General features: G+C 61.9%; 16 protein-coding genes and 1 pseudogene. 4 read left to right on the top strand and 13 right to left on the bottom strand.

The features are described from left to right. The 5 genes and pseudogenes from RIN13_RS14835 to RIN13_RS14855 form a co-directional block, all read right to left on the bottom strand. A pseudogene (locus RIN13_RS14835) lies at positions 1-310 on the bottom strand (c-type cytochrome biogenesis protein CcsB); the annotation flags it as partial. After that, complete coding sequence (locus RIN13_RS14840; protein ID WP_309108114.1) at positions 310-2,172, bottom strand: cytochrome c biogenesis protein ResB; 1,863 nt, start codon at positions 2,170-2,172, stop codon at positions 310-312. The pseudogene RIN13_RS14835 and the gene RIN13_RS14840, both read right to left, overlap by 1 nt. Then, positions 2,172-2,927 (bottom strand): cytochrome c biogenesis protein CcdA, encoded by a 756-nt coding sequence (locus tag RIN13_RS14845; protein ID WP_247042306.1) that lies wholly within the window; start codon positions 2,925-2,927, stop codon positions 2,172-2,174. Before RIN13_RS14845 ends, RIN13_RS14840 begins: the two co-directional genes overlap by 1 nt. 13 nt (positions 2,928-2,940) lie before the next feature. After that, positions 2,941-3,555, bottom strand: a complete 615-nt coding sequence (locus RIN13_RS14850) for a TlpA disulfide reductase family protein (RefSeq protein WP_309108115.1) — start codon at positions 3,553-3,555, stop codon at positions 2,941-2,943. A gap of 2 nt (positions 3,556-3,557) precedes the next feature. Further along, entirely contained in the window at positions 3,558-4,223 is a 666-nt protein-coding gene (locus tag RIN13_RS14855; protein WP_309108116.1) for a histidine phosphatase family protein, read from the bottom strand. Positions 4,224-4,436: 213 nt separating this feature from the next. Between RIN13_RS14855 and RIN13_RS14860 the strand changes: the two genes are divergently transcribed. From RIN13_RS14860 to RIN13_RS14870, 3 genes are all read left to right on the top strand, one after another. Continuing rightward, a complete protein-coding gene (locus RIN13_RS14860; RefSeq protein WP_309108117.1) occupies positions 4,437-4,985 on the top strand; it encodes a YceI family protein in 549 nt (182 codons plus the stop codon). Positions 4,986-5,259: 274 nt separating this feature from the next. Then, entirely contained in the window at positions 5,260-5,916 is a 657-nt protein-coding gene (locus RIN13_RS14865) for a hypothetical protein (protein ID WP_309108118.1), read from the top strand. A 230-nt stretch (positions 5,917-6,146) separates the two neighbouring features. Further along, complete coding sequence (locus RIN13_RS14870) at positions 6,147-6,980, top strand: hypothetical protein (protein ID WP_309108119.1); 834 nt, start codon at positions 6,147-6,149, stop codon at positions 6,978-6,980. Positions 6,981-7,037: 57 nt separating this feature from the next. On the opposite strand, the gene RIN13_RS14875 is transcribed toward RIN13_RS14870, so the two are convergent. Together RIN13_RS14875 and RIN13_RS14880 are read right to left on the bottom strand one after the other, a co-directional pair. Beyond that, positions 7,038-7,733 carry a redox-sensing transcriptional repressor Rex gene (locus RIN13_RS14875; RefSeq protein WP_309108120.1) on the bottom strand — a complete coding sequence of 232 codons (696 nt, stop codon included), beginning with the start codon at positions 7,731-7,733 and terminating at the stop codon, positions 7,038-7,040. 94 nt (positions 7,734-7,827) lie between these two features. Next, positions 7,828-8,082, bottom strand: coding sequence for a glutaredoxin family protein (locus tag RIN13_RS14880; RefSeq protein WP_309108121.1), 255 nt, complete (start codon positions 8,080-8,082; stop codon positions 7,828-7,830). A gap of 130 nt (positions 8,083-8,212) precedes the next feature. Between RIN13_RS14880 and RIN13_RS14885 the strand changes: the two genes are divergently transcribed. Beyond that, positions 8,213-9,031 carry an HAD-IB family hydrolase gene (locus tag RIN13_RS14885; protein WP_309108122.1) on the top strand — a complete coding sequence of 273 codons (819 nt, stop codon included), beginning with the start codon at positions 8,213-8,215 and terminating at the stop codon, positions 9,029-9,031. Positions 9,032-9,124: 93 nt separating this feature from the next. Here RIN13_RS14885 and RIN13_RS14890 read toward each other — a convergent pair whose 3' ends face one another. From RIN13_RS14890 to RIN13_RS14915, 6 genes are all read right to left on the bottom strand, one after another. Then, a complete protein-coding gene (locus RIN13_RS14890; protein WP_003792170.1) occupies positions 9,125-9,223 on the bottom strand; it encodes a 30S ribosomal protein bS22 in 99 nt (32 codons plus the stop codon). A 151-nt stretch (positions 9,224-9,374) separates the two neighbouring features. Beyond that, positions 9,375-9,587 (bottom strand): helix-turn-helix domain-containing protein, encoded by a 213-nt coding sequence (locus RIN13_RS14895; RefSeq protein ID WP_247042322.1) that lies wholly within the window; start codon positions 9,585-9,587, stop codon positions 9,375-9,377. A 182-nt stretch (positions 9,588-9,769) separates the two neighbouring features. Next, on the bottom strand, positions 9,770-10,885 hold the full coding sequence (locus tag RIN13_RS14900) for a 3-deoxy-7-phosphoheptulonate synthase (RefSeq protein ID WP_309108123.1): 1,116 nt from the start codon (positions 10,883-10,885) through the stop codon (positions 9,770-9,772). A 285-nt stretch (positions 10,886-11,170) separates the two neighbouring features. After that, positions 11,171-13,717: a glycoside hydrolase family 95 protein gene (locus tag RIN13_RS14905; protein WP_309108124.1), complete on the bottom strand. Its 2,547-nt coding sequence runs from the start codon at positions 13,715-13,717 to the stop codon at positions 11,171-11,173. A gap of 93 nt (positions 13,718-13,810) precedes the next feature. Continuing rightward, positions 13,811-15,319, bottom strand: coding sequence for a rhamnulokinase family protein (locus RIN13_RS14910; RefSeq protein WP_309108125.1), 1,509 nt, complete (start codon positions 15,317-15,319; stop codon positions 13,811-13,813). Further along, the gene (locus RIN13_RS14915) at positions 15,316-17,373 is read right to left on the bottom strand and encodes a bifunctional aldolase/short-chain dehydrogenase (RefSeq protein WP_309108126.1); all 2,058 of its coding nucleotides are present in this window, start codon (positions 17,371-17,373) and stop codon (positions 15,316-15,318) included. Before RIN13_RS14915 ends, RIN13_RS14910 begins: the two co-directional genes overlap by 4 nt. Positions 17,374-17,480 lie beyond the last annotated feature (107 nt).

Raw genomic sequence — 17,480 nt, forward strand, 5'->3', positions numbered from 1 at the left:
CACCTGCCGCGGAAACTGCTGACGACGGCCGCTCCGCCCGCCCAACAGGTCCGCTGACATCGGAGTCAGTACGGTCGGTACTTGCTTCCCCTACGGAGCCTGCTGCCACTGGAATCTTCGCTGCGGCAGGGGACGAAGCAGCCTCCTGGGCTTCGGCTGCTGCCGCTGCCTTGAGGTCCACCGCGCGGAGGGCCTTGCTGCTTTTCGCCAGATCCCAGGCGAAGGCGATGAAAGCCACTGTGTAAGTGCACCCCGCCAGGAGCATAAAGAGCTCGCTGTAGAGGCCCAAGGTTTCGTTGATGGGAAGCATTACTGGTCCTTCGTATGCTCTGTTGAGCCTGCTGTTGACTGGTTGACGTCTGCTGCTGGGACTTTTGTGGCTGCGGTGGCTTCTGCTGCTTCGGTAGCCTCTGCATGGGCGGAACGTTCAGCCCCAACATTATCCGCCTGCCCGCTGGGAACGCTCTGGGAATCTTGGGAAGCCTTGGCTTCGGCGGAATCCAGGCCCCACTCCTCCACCAGCAACTCGCGGATGGCCTTGGCTTCAGCCGCCAGGCGGTGGTCCTCGCCTCGAGCCAGGAGTGCGTACTCCACCATGGTGCGGCCATCCTCGTGAATGCCGGCACGGACCCATACCCTACGCCGGTTCACATAGAGAGACGTGACCAGTCCGCCCACGGCCAGCAGCGCAAAGATCAGCGCGTATAGCTGCCCGGGGTTGTGGTGGATGTCCACGCCGATGTAGCGCTTTACGCCGTCAAAGCTGACGGATCCCTTGCCGTCCGGAAGGGTGTAGCTGGTTCCCGGCTCAAGGGTGATGCCACCGGCGTCGAGGTTCCGGGCGTTGAGCGGCGTCAGTTTCTCGACGTCGAGTTCGAAGACGTTCTGGGGAGCGCCGTCGTTCAGCCCAAGATCTCCGAAGTACGAGTTCAACGACAGCCTTGGATTGAAGAGCTCCGGATCGCCGCTGAAGGAAACGCCTTCATTGCTCACCATTGCCGTGGGAAGGAAGAACCCGGCAAAGCCCAGTTGGTCGGGTTTGGCGTCGGGGACCTTGATCACCACAGACGAGTAATAGTGATCCCCCTGCAGCCGTGCCACCACGGGTCCTTGGAAGGCTACATTGCCCTGCCCGTCCCGAATAGTGACCAGTGGAGCGTAGCCATTACCTGTGAGGTAAAGGCTGGTGCCGCCCAGAGTCAAAGGATCGTTAACCTTGAGAACTTCCTGCTGTTCGGGGGCGTCCGGTGATTCTTTGGTGGTGACGTCGGCCCTGAAGTCGATCGGTTGACCCTTCTTGCCTTCCGATTCCCTGTCGAAGGTGGCCCGGAACTTGTCCAGTCGAACAGAGTAGGGCTGGAGCTGGCTGCTCTGGAAATTGGTTCCGGGCGTGAACTGGTCGTACCCCACAAGGGTGTTCACGAAAGTATCGCCTTCAACCAGGATGCGCTGCCCGCTGTAGCCGAACAGGCCCCCTGCCGCCACAGAGACGAGCACCCCGATCAGGGATGTATGGAAAACGAGGTTTCCCACTTCCTTCAGGAACCCGCGCTCTGCCCCCAAAGACGGCTGCGCGCCGTCGTCGTCCCTCACCTCAACACGGTAACCGCGCTTCTTCAGAAGACCGGCAGCGTCCTTAACAGCGCGCGACGCCGGGATCCCGGCGTCCGCCGGCACCACCAGCGTGCCGTATTCGGGGAGACGGGAAAGGCGTTTGGGCGTCCGGGGAGGCTGCGAGCGCATGGCCTTGTAGTGCGCTATTGCACGTGGCACCACGCAACCGATCAACGAAATGAACAGCAGGATGTAAATGGCGGAGAACCATGCGGAGGAGTAGACGTCGTAGAGCTGGAGGGCATCCAGCACCTTGCCATAATCCCCGTTGTCCTTGATGTACTGGGTGACGATTGAAGGGTTGGCGGGCCGTTGCGGAAACAGTGAACCCGGCACGGCAGCCACCGCCAGGAGGAGGAGCAGGAACAGGGCGGTACGCATGCTGGTGAGCTGCGTCCAGGCCCACCGAAGCATGCCCACCACACCAAGAGCCGGCAGGGCAGCTTCAGCCTTAGCCGCGGCAACGGGATTGGCCGTGGGGTTGGCGGTGTCCTTGGGTGCCTTTTGGCTGGCGGCCGTCTCCGGAGAGTTCTTCTGTTCTTTCACTCGCTCGCTCATCAGATTGGCAACTTCACATCGGTTTGGAACCAGTACTGCAACCCGGTGACCCAGGCTCCCCACAGGCCGGTGGCCATCAGCAGGCCGAGCACGATCAGAATTCCTCCGCCGATCCGCTGGATGGCGAGGCGGTGCGTACGGAAGAAGGACATCACACCGATTCCCCGGCGGACGGCCAGCGCGATAAGGAGGAACGGAATTCCCAGGCCGAGGCTGTACACAAAAGCCAGGAAGGCCCCCTTAGCGGCGGAGGACCCGCCGGAGAGGCTGAGGAGCTGCACTGCCGAGTAGGTGGGACCGATGCAGGGAGCCCAGCCCAACCCGAAGGTAATTCCCAGTAAGGGCGCACCCCACAACCCTGCGGGCGGCTTGGCATGAATCTTGGCGTCGCGTTGGAGCCACCCGAATCCCCCCATGAACACCACGCCCATCACGATGACCAGAAGGCCAAGAATCTGGGTGATCCAGGCGTTCTCCGGCCCGGTAATCAGGGTTCCGAGCTGGCCGAAGGCGCCACCCAAGAGGACAAAGATGGCTGAGAAACCCAGCACGAATAAGCCGATGCCCGCCAGCATCCGGCCGCGCTTCTGCTTCTGCAGATCCACGCCGGTGAGCCCTGTGACGTAGCCAAGATAGCCCGGGACCAGCGGCAGCACGCACGGCGAGAGGAAAGAAACCAGTCCTGCCAGCAGCGCCACCGGGATGGCAAGCAGGAGCGATCCATTCAGGATGGCTTCGGCAAAAGGACTGTTCACTGGGAAACCGCCGCTACTCAGCCACGGCCGCGGCGATGAGGGCCTTCAAAGTGCCTTTTTCGATTTCCCCGAGGACACGGGATGCCACCCTGCCAGCCTTGTCCAGGACGAGTGTGGTGGGAACAGCCCCAGGCGGAACCAGGCCCGAAACAGCCAGGAGGACTCCGCCATCCTTATCGTTAAAGCTGGGGTAGGTCAGTCCGAACGTTTTGTCGAACGCCTCCGCTGTAGCTTTTTCGTCCCTCAGGTTAACGCCGTAGAACTGCACGCCCTGATCCTTGAACTCCTGGTGCAGTTCTTCCAGCAGGGGAGCTTCCACGCGGCATGGAGCGCACGCTGCGAACCAGAAGTTGAGCACAGTGACCTTGCCCTGGAGGTCTGCCGGTTCAACGGTGGTGCCATCGAACAAGGCCCCCTTGATACCCACCGCTGCTTTGCGATCAGCGGCTGCAAACTCTGTAACGGAGCCGTCCCCTGCAACGTAGTTTTTGTTGTCCCCTGCCTTGGCCTGCTTGGCCAGGGCGTCCTCTTGGGCACAAGCAGACAGGCCCAACGTGAGCGCGGCCAGTGCAGCACCGCCGGCTGCCAGGACGCTGCGGCGCGATGTGTTGGGGTTGGTGCCTTGCATGCTCAGGCTCCAGGGGTGTTCGAGGCACCCGGAAGGAGTGCCGCGGCGGGCTCGGTGTAGTCGACGCGCACCAGTGCACCGTCGTGGTCAAAAACAAGGGACGTCAGGGAGGTCAAGGTGCATTCACGCTTCCGCGGGTCGTGCCATAGCGGCTTGCCCTCCGCGCTGAGCCTCGTGGCCCAGATGGGGAGCTGATGTGCCACGAGAATTGCCTCCGCGCCCTCCCCGCCCAGTTCGAGTGCCTTCAGCCGGGCATCCTGGACAGCAGCCATCACACGGTCGGCCTGCTCCTTGTAGGGTTCGCCCCAGGAAGGGCGGAACGGATTGACCAGGCGCGGCCAGTGCTTCGGCCTGCGGAGCTCTGCCTTGCTGACCTTCATTCCTTCGAAGTAGTTTTCCGCTTCGATGATCCGTTCTTCGACGGCGATGTCCAGCCTGAGCGCCTGGGCAATCGGGAGGGCAGTCTCCTGCGCCCGGGTCAATGGTGACGCTGCAAGGTAGACAATATTTGCCCCGTGCGAAGCCCGCTCGCTGAAGTGCTCCGCCAAGGTACGCGCCATCGCGCGCCCACGCTCCGAGAGATGAAACTCGGGCAGGCGTCCATAGAGAACTCCGGCGGGATTGTGGACTTCGCCATGGCGAAGCAAATGAACGGTGGCTTGGGGCATGTATACCAGTTTCTCAAAGATGACGGGCGATCTGAAATCTTCTACAAGAAGTAGAACTGGAAGTCGTGAAAAAAAGTTCCGGGTAATCGGAATAAAAGATGCAAATGCATGTTTATACTGGGTGTAGCGATTACTTGATGCTTCAACAGATGAGGCTTCAAGTAATGATGAGATGGCCTTCAACCCGAACTTCGCATAACAAGGAGAACTAAAATGTCACTTCCCACCAACCTCAGCACCGGCACATGGACCCTCGACTCCTCACATAGCGAAATCGGGTTTACCGTTCGCCATGCAGGCATCAGCAAGGTCCGCGGCCAGTTCAAGGAAGCTACGGCAACCCTCGATCTGGCAGATAATGTGGCAGATTCCAAGGTCAACGCCACCATCCAGACCGCCAGCTTCGACTCCGGCGACGTCAACCGCGACGGCCACGTCCGCGGCGAAGACTTCTTCGACGTCGAGAAGTTCCCGGAGATCTCCTTCGTCTCCAACGGCATTGTGCCCAAGGGTGACGGCTATGAACTCCAGGGCGACCTCACCATCAAGGGAGTCACCCGTCCCGTTGCCCTCGAGACCGAATTCAACGGAGCAGCCGTTGACCCCTTCGGCAACACCCGGGCAGGCGTCTCCGCTGAAACCACCATCAGCCGCAAGGACTTTGGCCTCACCTGGAACGCAGTCCTCGAAGCCGGCGGCGTTCTGGTCAGCGACAAGGTTGCCATCAACCTTGAACTGGCCTTCATCGCCCAGGCTGCCTAGTATGCCGAAGCTGGTCAGCTGAGATCCTTCTGCTGATTCCACGCCTCCGCTTAGGGCGGCATATTTCCTGACCTGCACCCCTGTTCCAGCTTTCTGGGACAGGGGCGCGGAGTTTAAGGGGCCATTACTGTCCAAGCATTCTGATGGCGTCTCCGGCCCCACAGCTGCAGCTAGGCAGGCTCTTCGTACAACGATTGTAAATTCTTGGCTATTTACGGCGAGTTAGCCCAAAGTTGCCTAGATAACAGGGGACTCGCCGTCTACAGTGAAAGCCATGACCAACCCAAGTGATGCCCCTCAGCCGCAGCAGCCCGGCGGCCAGCCGTCTGACGGCAATGTTCCGCCCACCCCTTACCAACAGCCCCCGGCCTATCAGGCACCGCAGGACCAGCAACCGCCCCAGGGATATCCTGCTGGCAACTACCAGGCGCCAGACGGGTACCAGGCGCCCGGGCAGCCAGCTTATGGCGCCCCCGCCGGAGCGGCCAACAATGCACCACCAGCAGGCCTGGGCTACGCAGCCCCCGCCCGCAACACGTTTGCTTTGGATTTCAACAACATCAAAGAGCGCGCGACCAACACCCAGGGCGTACCCCAGCAACTGGTTATTTCCTATTGGCTCTGGGTTGGCGCAGCTGTGCTCGGTGTTGTGGCTAGCCTCGTCGCCATGGTCAGCGCCGCCGGTGGCTTTGCTGGAGTCGGGCTGATCTTCAGCCTGATCTGGGCTGCCGTCTACATCTTCATTGCCATCCGGCTCAAGGAAGGTGCCCGCTGGGCCAGGCTGGTCCTGTCGATATTGGGTGGCTTGTCGGTTTTGGCACTCCCCCTCACGTTGTTCACCGGCGGCCTGAGCTTGATCGGGACAGCAGCAACTATCGCGGCAGCCGTCATGATGTGGCTGCCCCAGTCCCAGCAACATTTCAAGGGCTGATACCACGCAACTGGGGACGTAACCGCGTCCCAACGGGTTAGTTAAGCAGTGAAGGCCGCGGCTGGGAAAACTCCCTGCCGCGGCCTTTCAAATCCAACAGGAATACCTCTTGCGAATGATCCATATGCCGCACCAAGCGTTGTACGGTGGAAGCAAGACCACGCTGGGGGCAGGGGCATCACACTGATCCCGGTAGCCGATTTTCGAAGTCGACACATGAAGGATCGAACATGAGCACTCCCCCAGTCCCTCCCGCCAACCAGGACGAGCCTGAGTCCGGCGGCAAGAACCTGCCGCAGTACGGCCAGAACAATCCGCAGCAGCCCCAGTATGGGCAAAACGCTCCGCAGTACGGCCAGAACGATCCGCAACAGCCACAGTACGGGGCACCGCAGTACGGCCAGAACGCTCCCCAGCAGCCACAGTACGGGGCACCGCAGTACGGCCAAAACCCGCCGCAGCAGCAGTTCGGCCAAAACCAGTTCGGCCAGCCACAGCAAGGACAATCGCCCTACGGCCAGTCTCCTTATGGGCAGTCGCCGTACACGCAGTACCCCTCGGAGCTTCCTTCTGCCGGCAACAGCAACCGGCCCCCGCAGGTGGACCTCGCCTTTTGGCTGATCATCGGCGCAGGCGTGCTGTCGTTCATCAGTTCAATGGTGTTCGTATTTTCAGGTGGAGATTACTTCACCCAGTTATTGCAGGAACAGGCCGAGCTACAGGGCACGGAACTGCCTCCCGGCACAATTGAGGGAATGCAGGGAATGGTGGTCGGTTTCGTCGTAGTGTTCGGCCTCATCTCCCTGGGACTCTACGCTCTGGTTGCCTTTCCTGTACGTAAGGGAAAGAACTGGGCACGCATCTTGGGTACCGTCTTCGCGGCCCTCTCCGTGTTTGGACTTTTCAACGTCTTCAGCATGGGTCCTACCTTCGGCGTGCTGCAGATCCTCGTCATCTTGATGGGAGTCGCGGGCATCGTCCTGCTGTACTTGCCGGCCAATTCGCCGTATTTCCAGAAGCAGCAGCCGTTCGCCAATCCTTACTCCCAGCCGTACGGCCGCTAGAACTCAGGGCCACGTAGATCCACGTTGAGGGCGCAGGCCCCGGCAGAGCAGAGTAGTTTACTCCAGCTCTACCGGCGCCTGCGTCCTTTGTGCGTGGTAGGCCAGAATCTGCAGTTCCGTGGCCATGTCTACCTTGCGCAGGTTTACTCCGGGCGGAACCTGCAGCATCACGGGGGCGAAGCTCAGAATGCTCCTCACACCGGCCGCCACCACCCGGTCACAGACGCTCTGGGCCACGGCAGCAGGAAGCGCCAGGACCACCATGTTCGCTCCCGTCCGCTGGAGCACTGCTTCCATGTCGGCAGCGTCACTGACACGCAGCCATCCCACTTCGTTGCCTACGATCATCTGGTCGGCGTCGAAAATGGCCACGACATCGAAGCCCCGCGATTCGAATCCTCCATACCGTGCCAGGGCCTTCCCGAGGTTACCTGCACCCACGATGGCCACTTTCCAGTCCTTGGTGAGACCGAGGGCCGCAGAAATGTGCCTGCTCAGGTACTGAACCTCGTAGCCAACACCACGGGTCCCGTAGGAACCCACGTGGGAGAGGTCCTTGCGCAGGGTAGCTGAGCTCACTCCCGAGGCTTCGGCCAATGATTCGGAGGACACCCTGTCCACGCCTTCGGCAAGCATGGTGGTCAGGGCGCGCAAATAGAGGGTGAGCCGTGCCACGGCTGCAGGCGGAATCTGCTTTGCAGCAGTTCCGGAATCCCCCCGGACTGCTTCCGGGGATGAATCGAGCGAAGTCACATCTGCTCCATTGCGTCGTTGTGAGTCCACTCTAGAGCCCCACGACTTGAGTCAACAAAAGCGGGAAATACCTAATCCGGGCCCGGGCCGAGGCCTACTTCGCCATGGCTTGCTGTAGAACCCTGGTCAGCCGGGCTTCGTCAATCTTCCAGAAGTCCCGCTGGATCCCGTCCACCACCACCACCGGAATCTCTTCGGCATAGCGTTCACGGAGCTCCGGGTCATTGTCCACCAGCTGTTCCCGCCACTCCAGTCCCAGCCCGGCCGTGACGCGGCCGACGGCGTCGCGCGCGGCACTGCAAAGGTGGCAGTTGGCTTTGGTGAGCAGGAGGACATCTGGTTTTGCCATGGTTCCACGGTAGCCCGGGCTGTCCGCCGTCGTCGACGCTGGTGACCTGAATCACCCTTGGGTATCCCGTGCGCACGGCAACAGAACGCGACAGGCGGCGGCGCTGCCGAGCATTGACTAGACTCGTGGCATGCCCGAGGAGAAGTATGTTGCTGTGGTCCGCCGCCCGGTTGCCACCCAGCAACACGGCGAGGCCGCCTTCTTCGACGTCGATAACACCCTGATGAAGGGTGCCAGCCTGTTCCACGTGGCACGGAAAATGCATCAGCGGGGGACGTTCACGCTGACCCAGGCTGCCGGTTTCGCCTGGAAGCAGTTCAAGTTTGTCATTCGCGGGGAGAACCTGGACGACGTCCACGCCGTCCGCGATTCAGCCCTGCTTCTTGCTGCCGGCATCACGGTTGAGGACATCAAGGTCCTGGGCGAAGAGGTCTTTGACGAGATGATCGCGTCCAGGATCTGGCCCGGAGCCAAAGCCCTGGCCCAGCAGCATCTTCGAGTCGGCAGGAAAGTCTGGCTGGTAACGGCAACTCCCATCGAAGTAGCCACTGTTATATCGACCCGCCTCGGACTGACGGGTGCCCTCGGCACGGTCGGAGAAATCGAGGACGGCGTCTATACGGGCAAACTGGTGGGCGAGATCCTCCACGGGGCAGCCAAAGCCGTGGCGGTGCAGGCCATCGCCGATGAGGAAGGCCTGGAGCTCAAAAGGTGCTGGGCCTACAGTGACTCCCACAATGACATCCCGTTGCTCAGCATGGTGGGGCATCCAGTGGCCATCAACCCCGACGCACGCCTGCGCCGGCATGCCCGGGAGAACAACTGGCCAGTCTACGATTTCCGCTCCGGACGCCGCGCCGCAACCCTGGGCCTCAAGGCCGCAACGGTGTGCGGCGCCATCTACGGGCTCTGGAAGGGCTTCTCAAGGTTCCGCGGCCCCACCATCTAGCGTAGCCGCCACCGTCGCCGCATCAAGGCCGGCAGGGCGCAAAAATGCCCGCTACCTCGAAAGGCAACGGGCATTGACGCTTTGGAAGTATTACTACTTCTTATTGCGACGCTGGTGGCGCGTCTTACGAAGCAACTTGCGGTGCTTCTTCTTGGCCATACGCTTGCGACGCTTCTTGATAACTGAACCCACGAAAGTTCCTTACAAACTAGATGCGTACCTGTCTGATGGAAAAGGTCCGTGGACTAAGCAACAGACTGTACAACTGACAGATTCTTACAATGACGTAAAACGTTCCTTAACAGCCTACCGCTTATCCGGAGCGCAAACTGACGGCGACGGCTCACGCCGTCTCGGACTGGCCCTCCACGACGGCGCGTTTGAGGTACTGTTCGACGGCGGACTCCGGTACCCGGAATGAGCGGCCAAAGCGGACGGCGGGCATATCACCCGAATGAACCAGGCGATAAACGGTCATCTTAGAGACGCGCATGACCTCAGCCACTTCGGCCACGGTCAAGAACTTCGCGTTCGAGAAGTTCGACTCTGCGGACATTTCCCATATTCCTTTGCTCTCAGCATTCTGCGGCAACCAGTATTTTCTGCGGCAACCAGTATTCTGCGGGTGCGGCGATGCTGAGCCATCGAACAACCATGTGCTAGTTACTCTAGAGGCAGTTGGGGCCAATGTGAAAGGCGTAATAACCAAACTACGTGTTCGCCGCTACCAAGTAGCCATTACTCGGCCGAGGAAATCCTGCGCTTCCGGGCCGAAGCCGCAAGCTGTCCGAGCACGGACACTGTCACATCCCACTCCATGCAGGCGTCGGTCACACTTTGGCCGTAGACCAATTCAGCCGTTCCGTTGGAATCTGTGACGTCCAGGTTCTGGGCGCCGCCTACGAGGAAGCTTTCCAGCATGACGCCGGCGATGGCCTTTGCGGAGGCACCGCCTTCTTCCAACTGGGCGCCGATTTCGAAGGCGACTTCCGCCTGCCGGTGGTGGCTTTTCCCGCTGTTCGCGTGGCTCGCATCCACAATCAGGCGCGGGTTCAGGTTCTTGGCTGCAAGACGGACCGAAGCTGCTTCGACGTCGGCCGCTGAGTAATTAGGACCCTTGCGTCCGCCACGGAGAATCACGTGCGTGTCCGGGTTGCCGGCCGTCGCTACCAGAGCAGCTTTGCCGTCGTCGTCAATTCCCAGGAAAGCCTGGGCCGCGCCGGCGGCACTGCATGCGTCAACGGCCACCTGGAGGTCGCCGTCGGTACCATTCTTGAAGCCGATGGGCATGGAGAGCCCGGACGCCAACTGCCGGTGAATCTGGCTTTCCGTGGTGCGCGCACCAATGGCACCCCAAGAGACCAGATCTGCCGTGTACTGGGGGCTAATGGGCTCGAGGAATTCCGTGGCGGTCGGGAGCCCCAGAGCTGTCACTTGCTGGAGGAAGCTCCGGGCTGCCCGGAGGCCTGTGGCAATGTCGTGGCTGCCATCCAGGTGGGGATCATTGATAAGCCCCTTCCAGCCCACGGTGGTCCGCGGCTTTTCGAAGTACGCCCGCATCACGATGAGCAGGTCTTCCTTGTGCTTCTCAGCCTGGCTGACGAGCCTGCGGGCGTATTCCAGCCCCGCCTTCGGATCATGAATGGAGCAGGGACCAACGATCACCAGCAGACGGTCGTCCAGGCCGTCCATGATAGCGCGGACTTCATCACGGCCCCGCCCGACGACGTCGGTCACCCTCGCGTCGAGCGGAAGCTCTGCGATCATCTCGTGGGGAGTGGGCAGAGCAGTGAACTCGCTGATCCTCAAGTTCGAGGTGGAATGTTGGGGATTGGCGGCTGCTGTGGTGCTCATGGGGGTCCTGTTCCAGATAGGAGCGGGCCCTGGTCAGAACCCGCCGGAGAAATGGCGAAGGGCAGAGAATGATCTCTGCCCTGTTGGCTCTGAAGGAAAGTTGGGTGCGTGTCAGTTAGACGCGGGCTCCTCCAGAGCCAACGAAAAATACGCATACCAACGGTTAGTCATAGCCACACCATAACCGGGCCGGGTCCGTCAGGGCAAAAATTCCGCTAAATCGTGTGTCATCTCCCGTCGCATGCGCTCATGAAACATGGGCGCTTCTGGCCTTGTCGAGCGGATCTAGGGGGGTTCCGTTACCCAGCCGGCCAGGTCCAGGTTCGTCTCGCGGTGTGCATCGAGTACAACTTCCTGAGTCCGCCCGCCGTACCTGACCGCTATTGTCCGGCTCAGCTGGGAGCCCGGCTGCAAGGTGAAGGACGCCCTTTCCAGCTTCCCGCCTTTCCAGGCCAAGGAAACCGCGACGCCGGGACGGGCCCGGAGTCCGGCTACCTCACCATCGGCCAGCTCGGCAGGCAGGGCTGGCAGAAGCTCGATTTCGCCACGATGGCTCTGAACCAGGCACTCCGCGACAGCGGCGATGTAGCCAAGGTTCCCGTCGATCTGGAACGGTGGATGGGCGGCGAAGAGGTTGGGGTAGAGGCCGCCGCCGAAGCCGGAATACCCGTCCCTGCCCGCCGGCATTCCACGGTAGAACAGGCGCATCAGGGCGCTGACTTTTTCGGGCTGCCTGAGGCGCGCCCTCATAACCATTTTCCAGGCCAGGGACCACCCCGTTGAATCGTCACCGCGGCCGTCCAGGCTGGCCCGAACAGCCGCCTCCAGCTCTGCATCCAGCGGCTCGTCGCCTGGATACGCCAGATAGAGATGGCTTATGTGCCTGTGCTCCTCTTCCCACTCGGCCGGGTCAGCCAGCCACTCCCGCAGCCTGCCGTTGGCTCCGGGCGCCGGCCGCGGGATCCTCGGCAATGCCACGCGGGCTTCCTTCACCACAGGGTCATCCTCCAGCCCAAGCATCACCGCCAGGGACTCGACCATCCCGAGCACGTCCCGGCACAGGGTCAGGTCCATGGAGGAGGAAGCGGCCACCGCGGCCTTTACGGGCTGGTTTGTCGCGTCGCTGTCCATGCCGGCCCGATGAACTCCAGGCCCGTCTCCGGACGCCTTGAAACTGTTCTCAGGGGAGGTGGAGGGGCTCGTCCCGAGGGAACCGTCGGGAAACTCGATCAAGAGATCCAACAGGAACTCAGCCTGTCCCCGGATGGCCGGCCATGCCCGGTCGAGGGCGAAGTCACGGTCAGCGCCAAACTGCAGATGCTCCCACAGATGCCGGACCAGCCATGCTCCGGCCATGGGCCAGAAAGACCATTCCGGCGAATGGCTGCCATGGCCAACGGGTTTGCTGTAACCCCAGATATCCGAGTTGTGGTGGACAACCCAGCCCCGGGCTCCGTAGTACTCCTTGGCGGTTGCGGCCCCAGTCACCTGGAGGGCCTCGATTAATCCAAAGAGCGGCTCCATACACTCGCCCAGGCCAGCCACCTCCGCTCCCCAATAGTTCATCTCGAGGTTGACGTTGGTGGTGAAGTTTGAGCTCCACGGCGGCAGCATCATGTCATTCCAGATTCCCTGCAGGTTGGCAGGAGTACCGCCGGGCCTGGAACTGGAGATCAGCAGATACCGGCCATAGTTGAAGAGCAGCCCTCCCAGCCCTGGATCGGCAGCTAAAGGACCATTTGGATGGGCATTCGCCAAGGCCAGCCGTTGAGCGGTGTTGGTGCAGGCCGCTTCTCGGGTGCGCCTGTCTCCCGGGCCAAAGCGAAGACTGGTTGACCTGTACAGCGCGCCATGGATCTCCTGATGCCGGCGCAGGAGCGACTTTGGCCCCGTCTTCCTGGCGGCCTCCAAAGTTGCTCTCACAGTTTCAGCCGCTTCTGCAGATGTACCTTGGGGTTGGCGGCCCATCCCCTGGAAGGTAGTGGCACCACTGACATAGATCACGGCGTGCTTCACCCCGGTTGCCCACGGGTCTGTCGAACTTTCAACGCCTTCCTCAAGCTCAGCAGAACCGGTCCCGAAAGCAGAGGTCACGGTGGCGCCGTCGTGCTCCAGAAGCGCCGTTACTGCCCCCTGCAAACTGAGCGAATCATCATCCGAGTACTTGATTTCCCCGGTGCCGTGGCTTGGTGCAACATCGGCTGGCAGCTTGAGCTCAAGGCCTGTCAGTAACCGGGTTCCCTCGCTGTGGCGGATCGTCCCTGTGCGCTTGGTGACCAGCAGTGGGGAATCCAGGCCCAGCGAGATGTCCAGGCCGCCAGGGAGCTCAGTGTCCACCGTTATCACCAGCGCTGATGGGCTGTGGCTGATGAAGGCTTCAACCCTGACTTCATGGCCCGAGATCGTGTAACGGGTACTGTTTACCCCGCGCGCCAAATCCAGGCTGCGGGAATAATCCTCAAGCACTTCGCCACCATCTTCGTCGCCGAGGTGCACAGAGTTGAGCGACAGCGTCAGGTCTGAAAACGGAAGGAAAGTCTGCGAATGCCGGTGCTGCAGTGCCTTCAGGTCCTCGTGGGCGGCAGGGTAGTTTCCACTGGCAATCAGTTCCCGTACACGGCCCAGGATGCTGTCCGCCTCCTGACGGCTGAAGTGCGGTTCCAGTTCCTGGCTGTGCGGCGAACCGGACCATGCTGTCCCATGATTCATCTGGAACCGGTGGTGCTGTGGTCCGCCAAAAACCATCGCTCCCAGGAAGCCGTTTCCCAAGGGGAGTGCTTCAAGCCAATCACCGGCAGGACGGTCGTACACCAAGGAATCGTCGGGATGCATGGCTGCAATTCTAGGAGGAAAAGATCCGACGTTCCAAGGTTGTTGACCAATAAACCTATGAGAATTCTTCCAGCCCGGGAAGAATGATCCGATCTATAAGCGGGGCGATGCTAAAGCAGGCTCATAGGTTTCCAGCCTGGACGAAAGTGCAACCTGTTGGCGTAGCTCCGTCAGCGACCCGGCCAGCGCTCCCGCGCCACGCGCCTGCACGAGGATGTTCCCCAAAGCAGTCGCCTCAACCGGCCCTGCAACCACAGGTTTTCCCGTGGAGTCGGCGGTCAGCTGGCAGAGAAGCCGGTTCTGGGACCCGCCCCCCACAATGTGCACCACGCCCACCGGCGTTCCCGTGAGCCGCTCGGCGTCGGCAATGGTGCGCGCATAACCAGCCGCGAGGCTGTCCAGGATGCAGCGCACGATTGCCGCAGGCTTGTCCGAAAGAACAGCCCCCGTGACCCGGGCTGCGGATCGGATGCGGTCAGGCATGTCATCCGGGGCGATGAAATACGAATCGTCGGCGTTCACCAACGGGCCACCCGCGGGCAGCGCCGCCGCCGCGTCCAGGAGTTCCTCCAAGGAGGGTTCATAGCCCTCCTTGGCCCAGGTGCGCTGGCACTCGCTCAGCAGCCACAGACCCCCGACGTTCCTGAGATAGCGGATGGTGTTGTCCACGCCCCGTTCATTCGTGAAGTTAGCCTGCCGGCCGGCTTCGGTGAGCACCGGATGGCGCAGCTCAACGCCTACCAGCGACCAGGTGCCCGACGAAATATAGGCGAAGTCAACCCCGCTGGCCGGCACAGCTGCCACGGCCGAGGCGGTGTCGTGAGAACCGACCGCCACCACACGTGTTGCCACGGGCAAACCGGTGGCTGCGGCGACGTGCGGCTTCAGCGTGCCAACGGTTTCACCCGGCTGGATGAGTGGAGGGAAGAGCGTTGACGGCAATTGCAATGCAGCGAGGAACTCGGTGGCCCACTCCCCCGCCACAGCATCAAACAGCCCGGTAGTGGAAGCATTCGTGGCTTCGGTACGCCGCTGGCCCGTGAGCTTGAAGGCGATCAGATCCGGGATGAGCAATGCCTGCAATTCCGTCAGCGAGGGCTCGGCGGCCAGCTGATAAATGGTGTTGAAGGGGAGGAACTGGAGCCCGGTGGTGGCGTAGAGCGTGGCTGGGTCCAGCACCTTGTGGACGCTGTTGACGGCTCCCTGTCCGCGGGGATCCCGGTAGCTGTAAGGCTGGGCAACCAACTCCCCCGCGGCATCGACCAATCCGTAGTCCACAGCCCAGGTATCGATTCCGATGCTGGTGATCGGAAGACCACGCAGCTCTGCCGCCTTGCCGGCCGCCGTGAGTCCCGTGAGAACTTCCGCGAACAGGGCGTCGAAGTCCCAGCGCAGGCCGGCATCGGACTCCACCACCCCGTTCGGAAAGCGGTGCACGACCTCCAGCCGGGACGCACCCCCGCTGACGCTTCCCAGGATCACCCGGCCCGAGGAGGCTCCGATGTCGACGGCGGCAAACAGGTTGTCGCTAACAGCGGTGCCGTTGGAGCCCGTGCCGTTGGTGCCGCCGGACCCGGTGCCGTTGGCAGGACTGGTACTCATCGGAGGAAGGCTGCAGCTACACCGGCGTCCACGGGGATATGGAGACCGGTGGTGTGGGACAGTTCGGAGCTGGTGAGCACGGCGGCAGCGTTGGCCACATGCTCGGGGAGGACTTCACGTTTTAGCAGGGTCCGTTGTGCGTAGTATTTGCCCAGTTCCTGTTCGTCTACGCCATAGACGGCGGCGCGCTTGGCACCCCAACCGCCGGCGAAGATCCCGGAGCCGCGCACCACGCCGTCGGGGTTGATGCCGTTGACGCGGATGCCATACTCGCCCAGCTCAGCTGCGAGCAGCCGCACCTGGTGGGCCTGGTCCGCCTTTGTCGCTGAGTAAGCGATGTTATTGGGGCCGGCGAAGACCGAGTTCTTGGAGGAGATGTAGATGATGTCCCCGCCCATGTCCTGCTCGATCATGACCTTTGCTGCAGCCTTCGCCACCAGGAAGGAGCCCTTGGCCATCACATTGTGCTGCAGGTCCCAGTCCTTTTCGGTGGTTTCCAGCAGCGGCTTGGAGATGGAGAGCCCCGCGTTGTTGACCACCAGATCCACTCCGCCGAAGGCCAGTACGGCGGCGTCGATGGCCGCGGCGACCTGGTCCTCGTCAGTGACGTCTGCCTGCACTCCAATGGCGACGTCGGAGCCGCCAAGTTCGGCAGCGACGGCCTGGGCATTTTCCAGGTTCAGGTCGGCAATGACGACGCAGGCCCCTTCTGCGGCAAGCCGGGTGGCGATTGCTTTGCCGATGCCCGACGCCGACCCTGTGACCAACGCGATGCGGGTGGCGTGTGACTTGGGCTTGGGCATGCGGGCCAGCTTGGCTTCCTCCAGCGCCCAGTATTCGATCCTGAACTTCTCGGATTCCTCGATCGGGGCGTACGTGGAGATGGCTTCCGCGCCGCGCATCACGTTAATGGCGTTGATGTAGAACTCACCGGCAACGCGGGCGGTCTGTTTGTTGGCCCCGAAGGAGAATATGCCCACGCCCGGGACCAGCACGATGGCAGGATCAGCCCCGCGCAGGGCGGGTGAGTCGGCATCGGCGTGGCGGTCGTAGTAGGCCTGGTAATCCTCGCGGTACCCGGCGTGCAGCTCCTTGAGCCGCGCCACGGAGTCCTCGATGGACGCATCGGCGGGCAGGTCCAGGATCAGCGGCTTGACCTTGGTGCGCAGGAAGTGGTCGGGGCAGGAGGTACCCAGGGCCCCGAGCCGCGGATGTTCGGCGCTTTCCAGGAACTCCAGCACGACGGCGTCATCGCTGAAGTGCCCCAGTTGCGGTTTGTCAGTGGAGGCCAGTCCTCGGATCACCGGAGCGAGGGCAGCGGCCTTGGCCTTCCGCTCCGCCTCCGGCAGCGGGCCGTAGCCCGGCAGTTTGGCGCCGAAGGGCTCGGCCTTGCCGTTATCGATGATGTACTTCTCGGCCTGGTCAATGATCCACAGCGAGTTCTGTTCGGCCTCCTCACTGGTGGCGCCCCAGGCCGTGATGCCGTGGCCGCCCAGGATAGTGCCCACGGCCTGCGGGTTGGCTTCCTTGATGGCGGCGATGTCGAGGCCAAGCTGGAATCCGGGACGGCGCCAAGGGACCCAGACAACCTTGTTGCCGAAGATCTTGGCCGTCAGCGCCTCACCATCTGCTGCAGTAGCAACGGCGATCCCTGAATCCGGGTGCAGGTGGTCCACATGGGCCGCATCCACCAAACCGTGCATTGCCGTATCGATCGAGGGAGCGGCGCCGCCCTTGCCATGGAGGCAGTAGTCGAACGCTGCCACCATTTCGTCTTCGCGCTCGACGCCCGGATATACATTCTTCAGCGCGCTGAGGCGGTCCAGACGGAGTACAGCAAGGTTTTCGGCCCTCAGGGTGCCAAGGTCTCCACCGGATCCCTTGACCCAGAGGAGCTGAACATCTTCGCCCGTGACAGGATCCTTTTCAGTTCCTTTGGCGGAGGTGTTCCCGCCGGCAAAGTTGGTGTTGCGCTTGTCCGCCCCGAGACGGTTGGAGCGCGAAATCAGGTCTTCGACTGTCTTGTTGCTGGCAGAGTTGCTGGCGTTTTGCATAGTGGTTTTCACGCGCCCCATCCGGCTTGCTGGCCGCCGACGCGGTCCTCGTTGATCTTCTTCTGGTAACCGCTGGCCTTGAACGCCGCCAGCGGGTCCGCGGGCAG

The organism is Arthrobacter sp., from assembly GCF_031179985.1.
GTDB lineage: Bacteria > Actinomycetota > Actinomycetes > Actinomycetales > Micrococcaceae > Arthrobacter.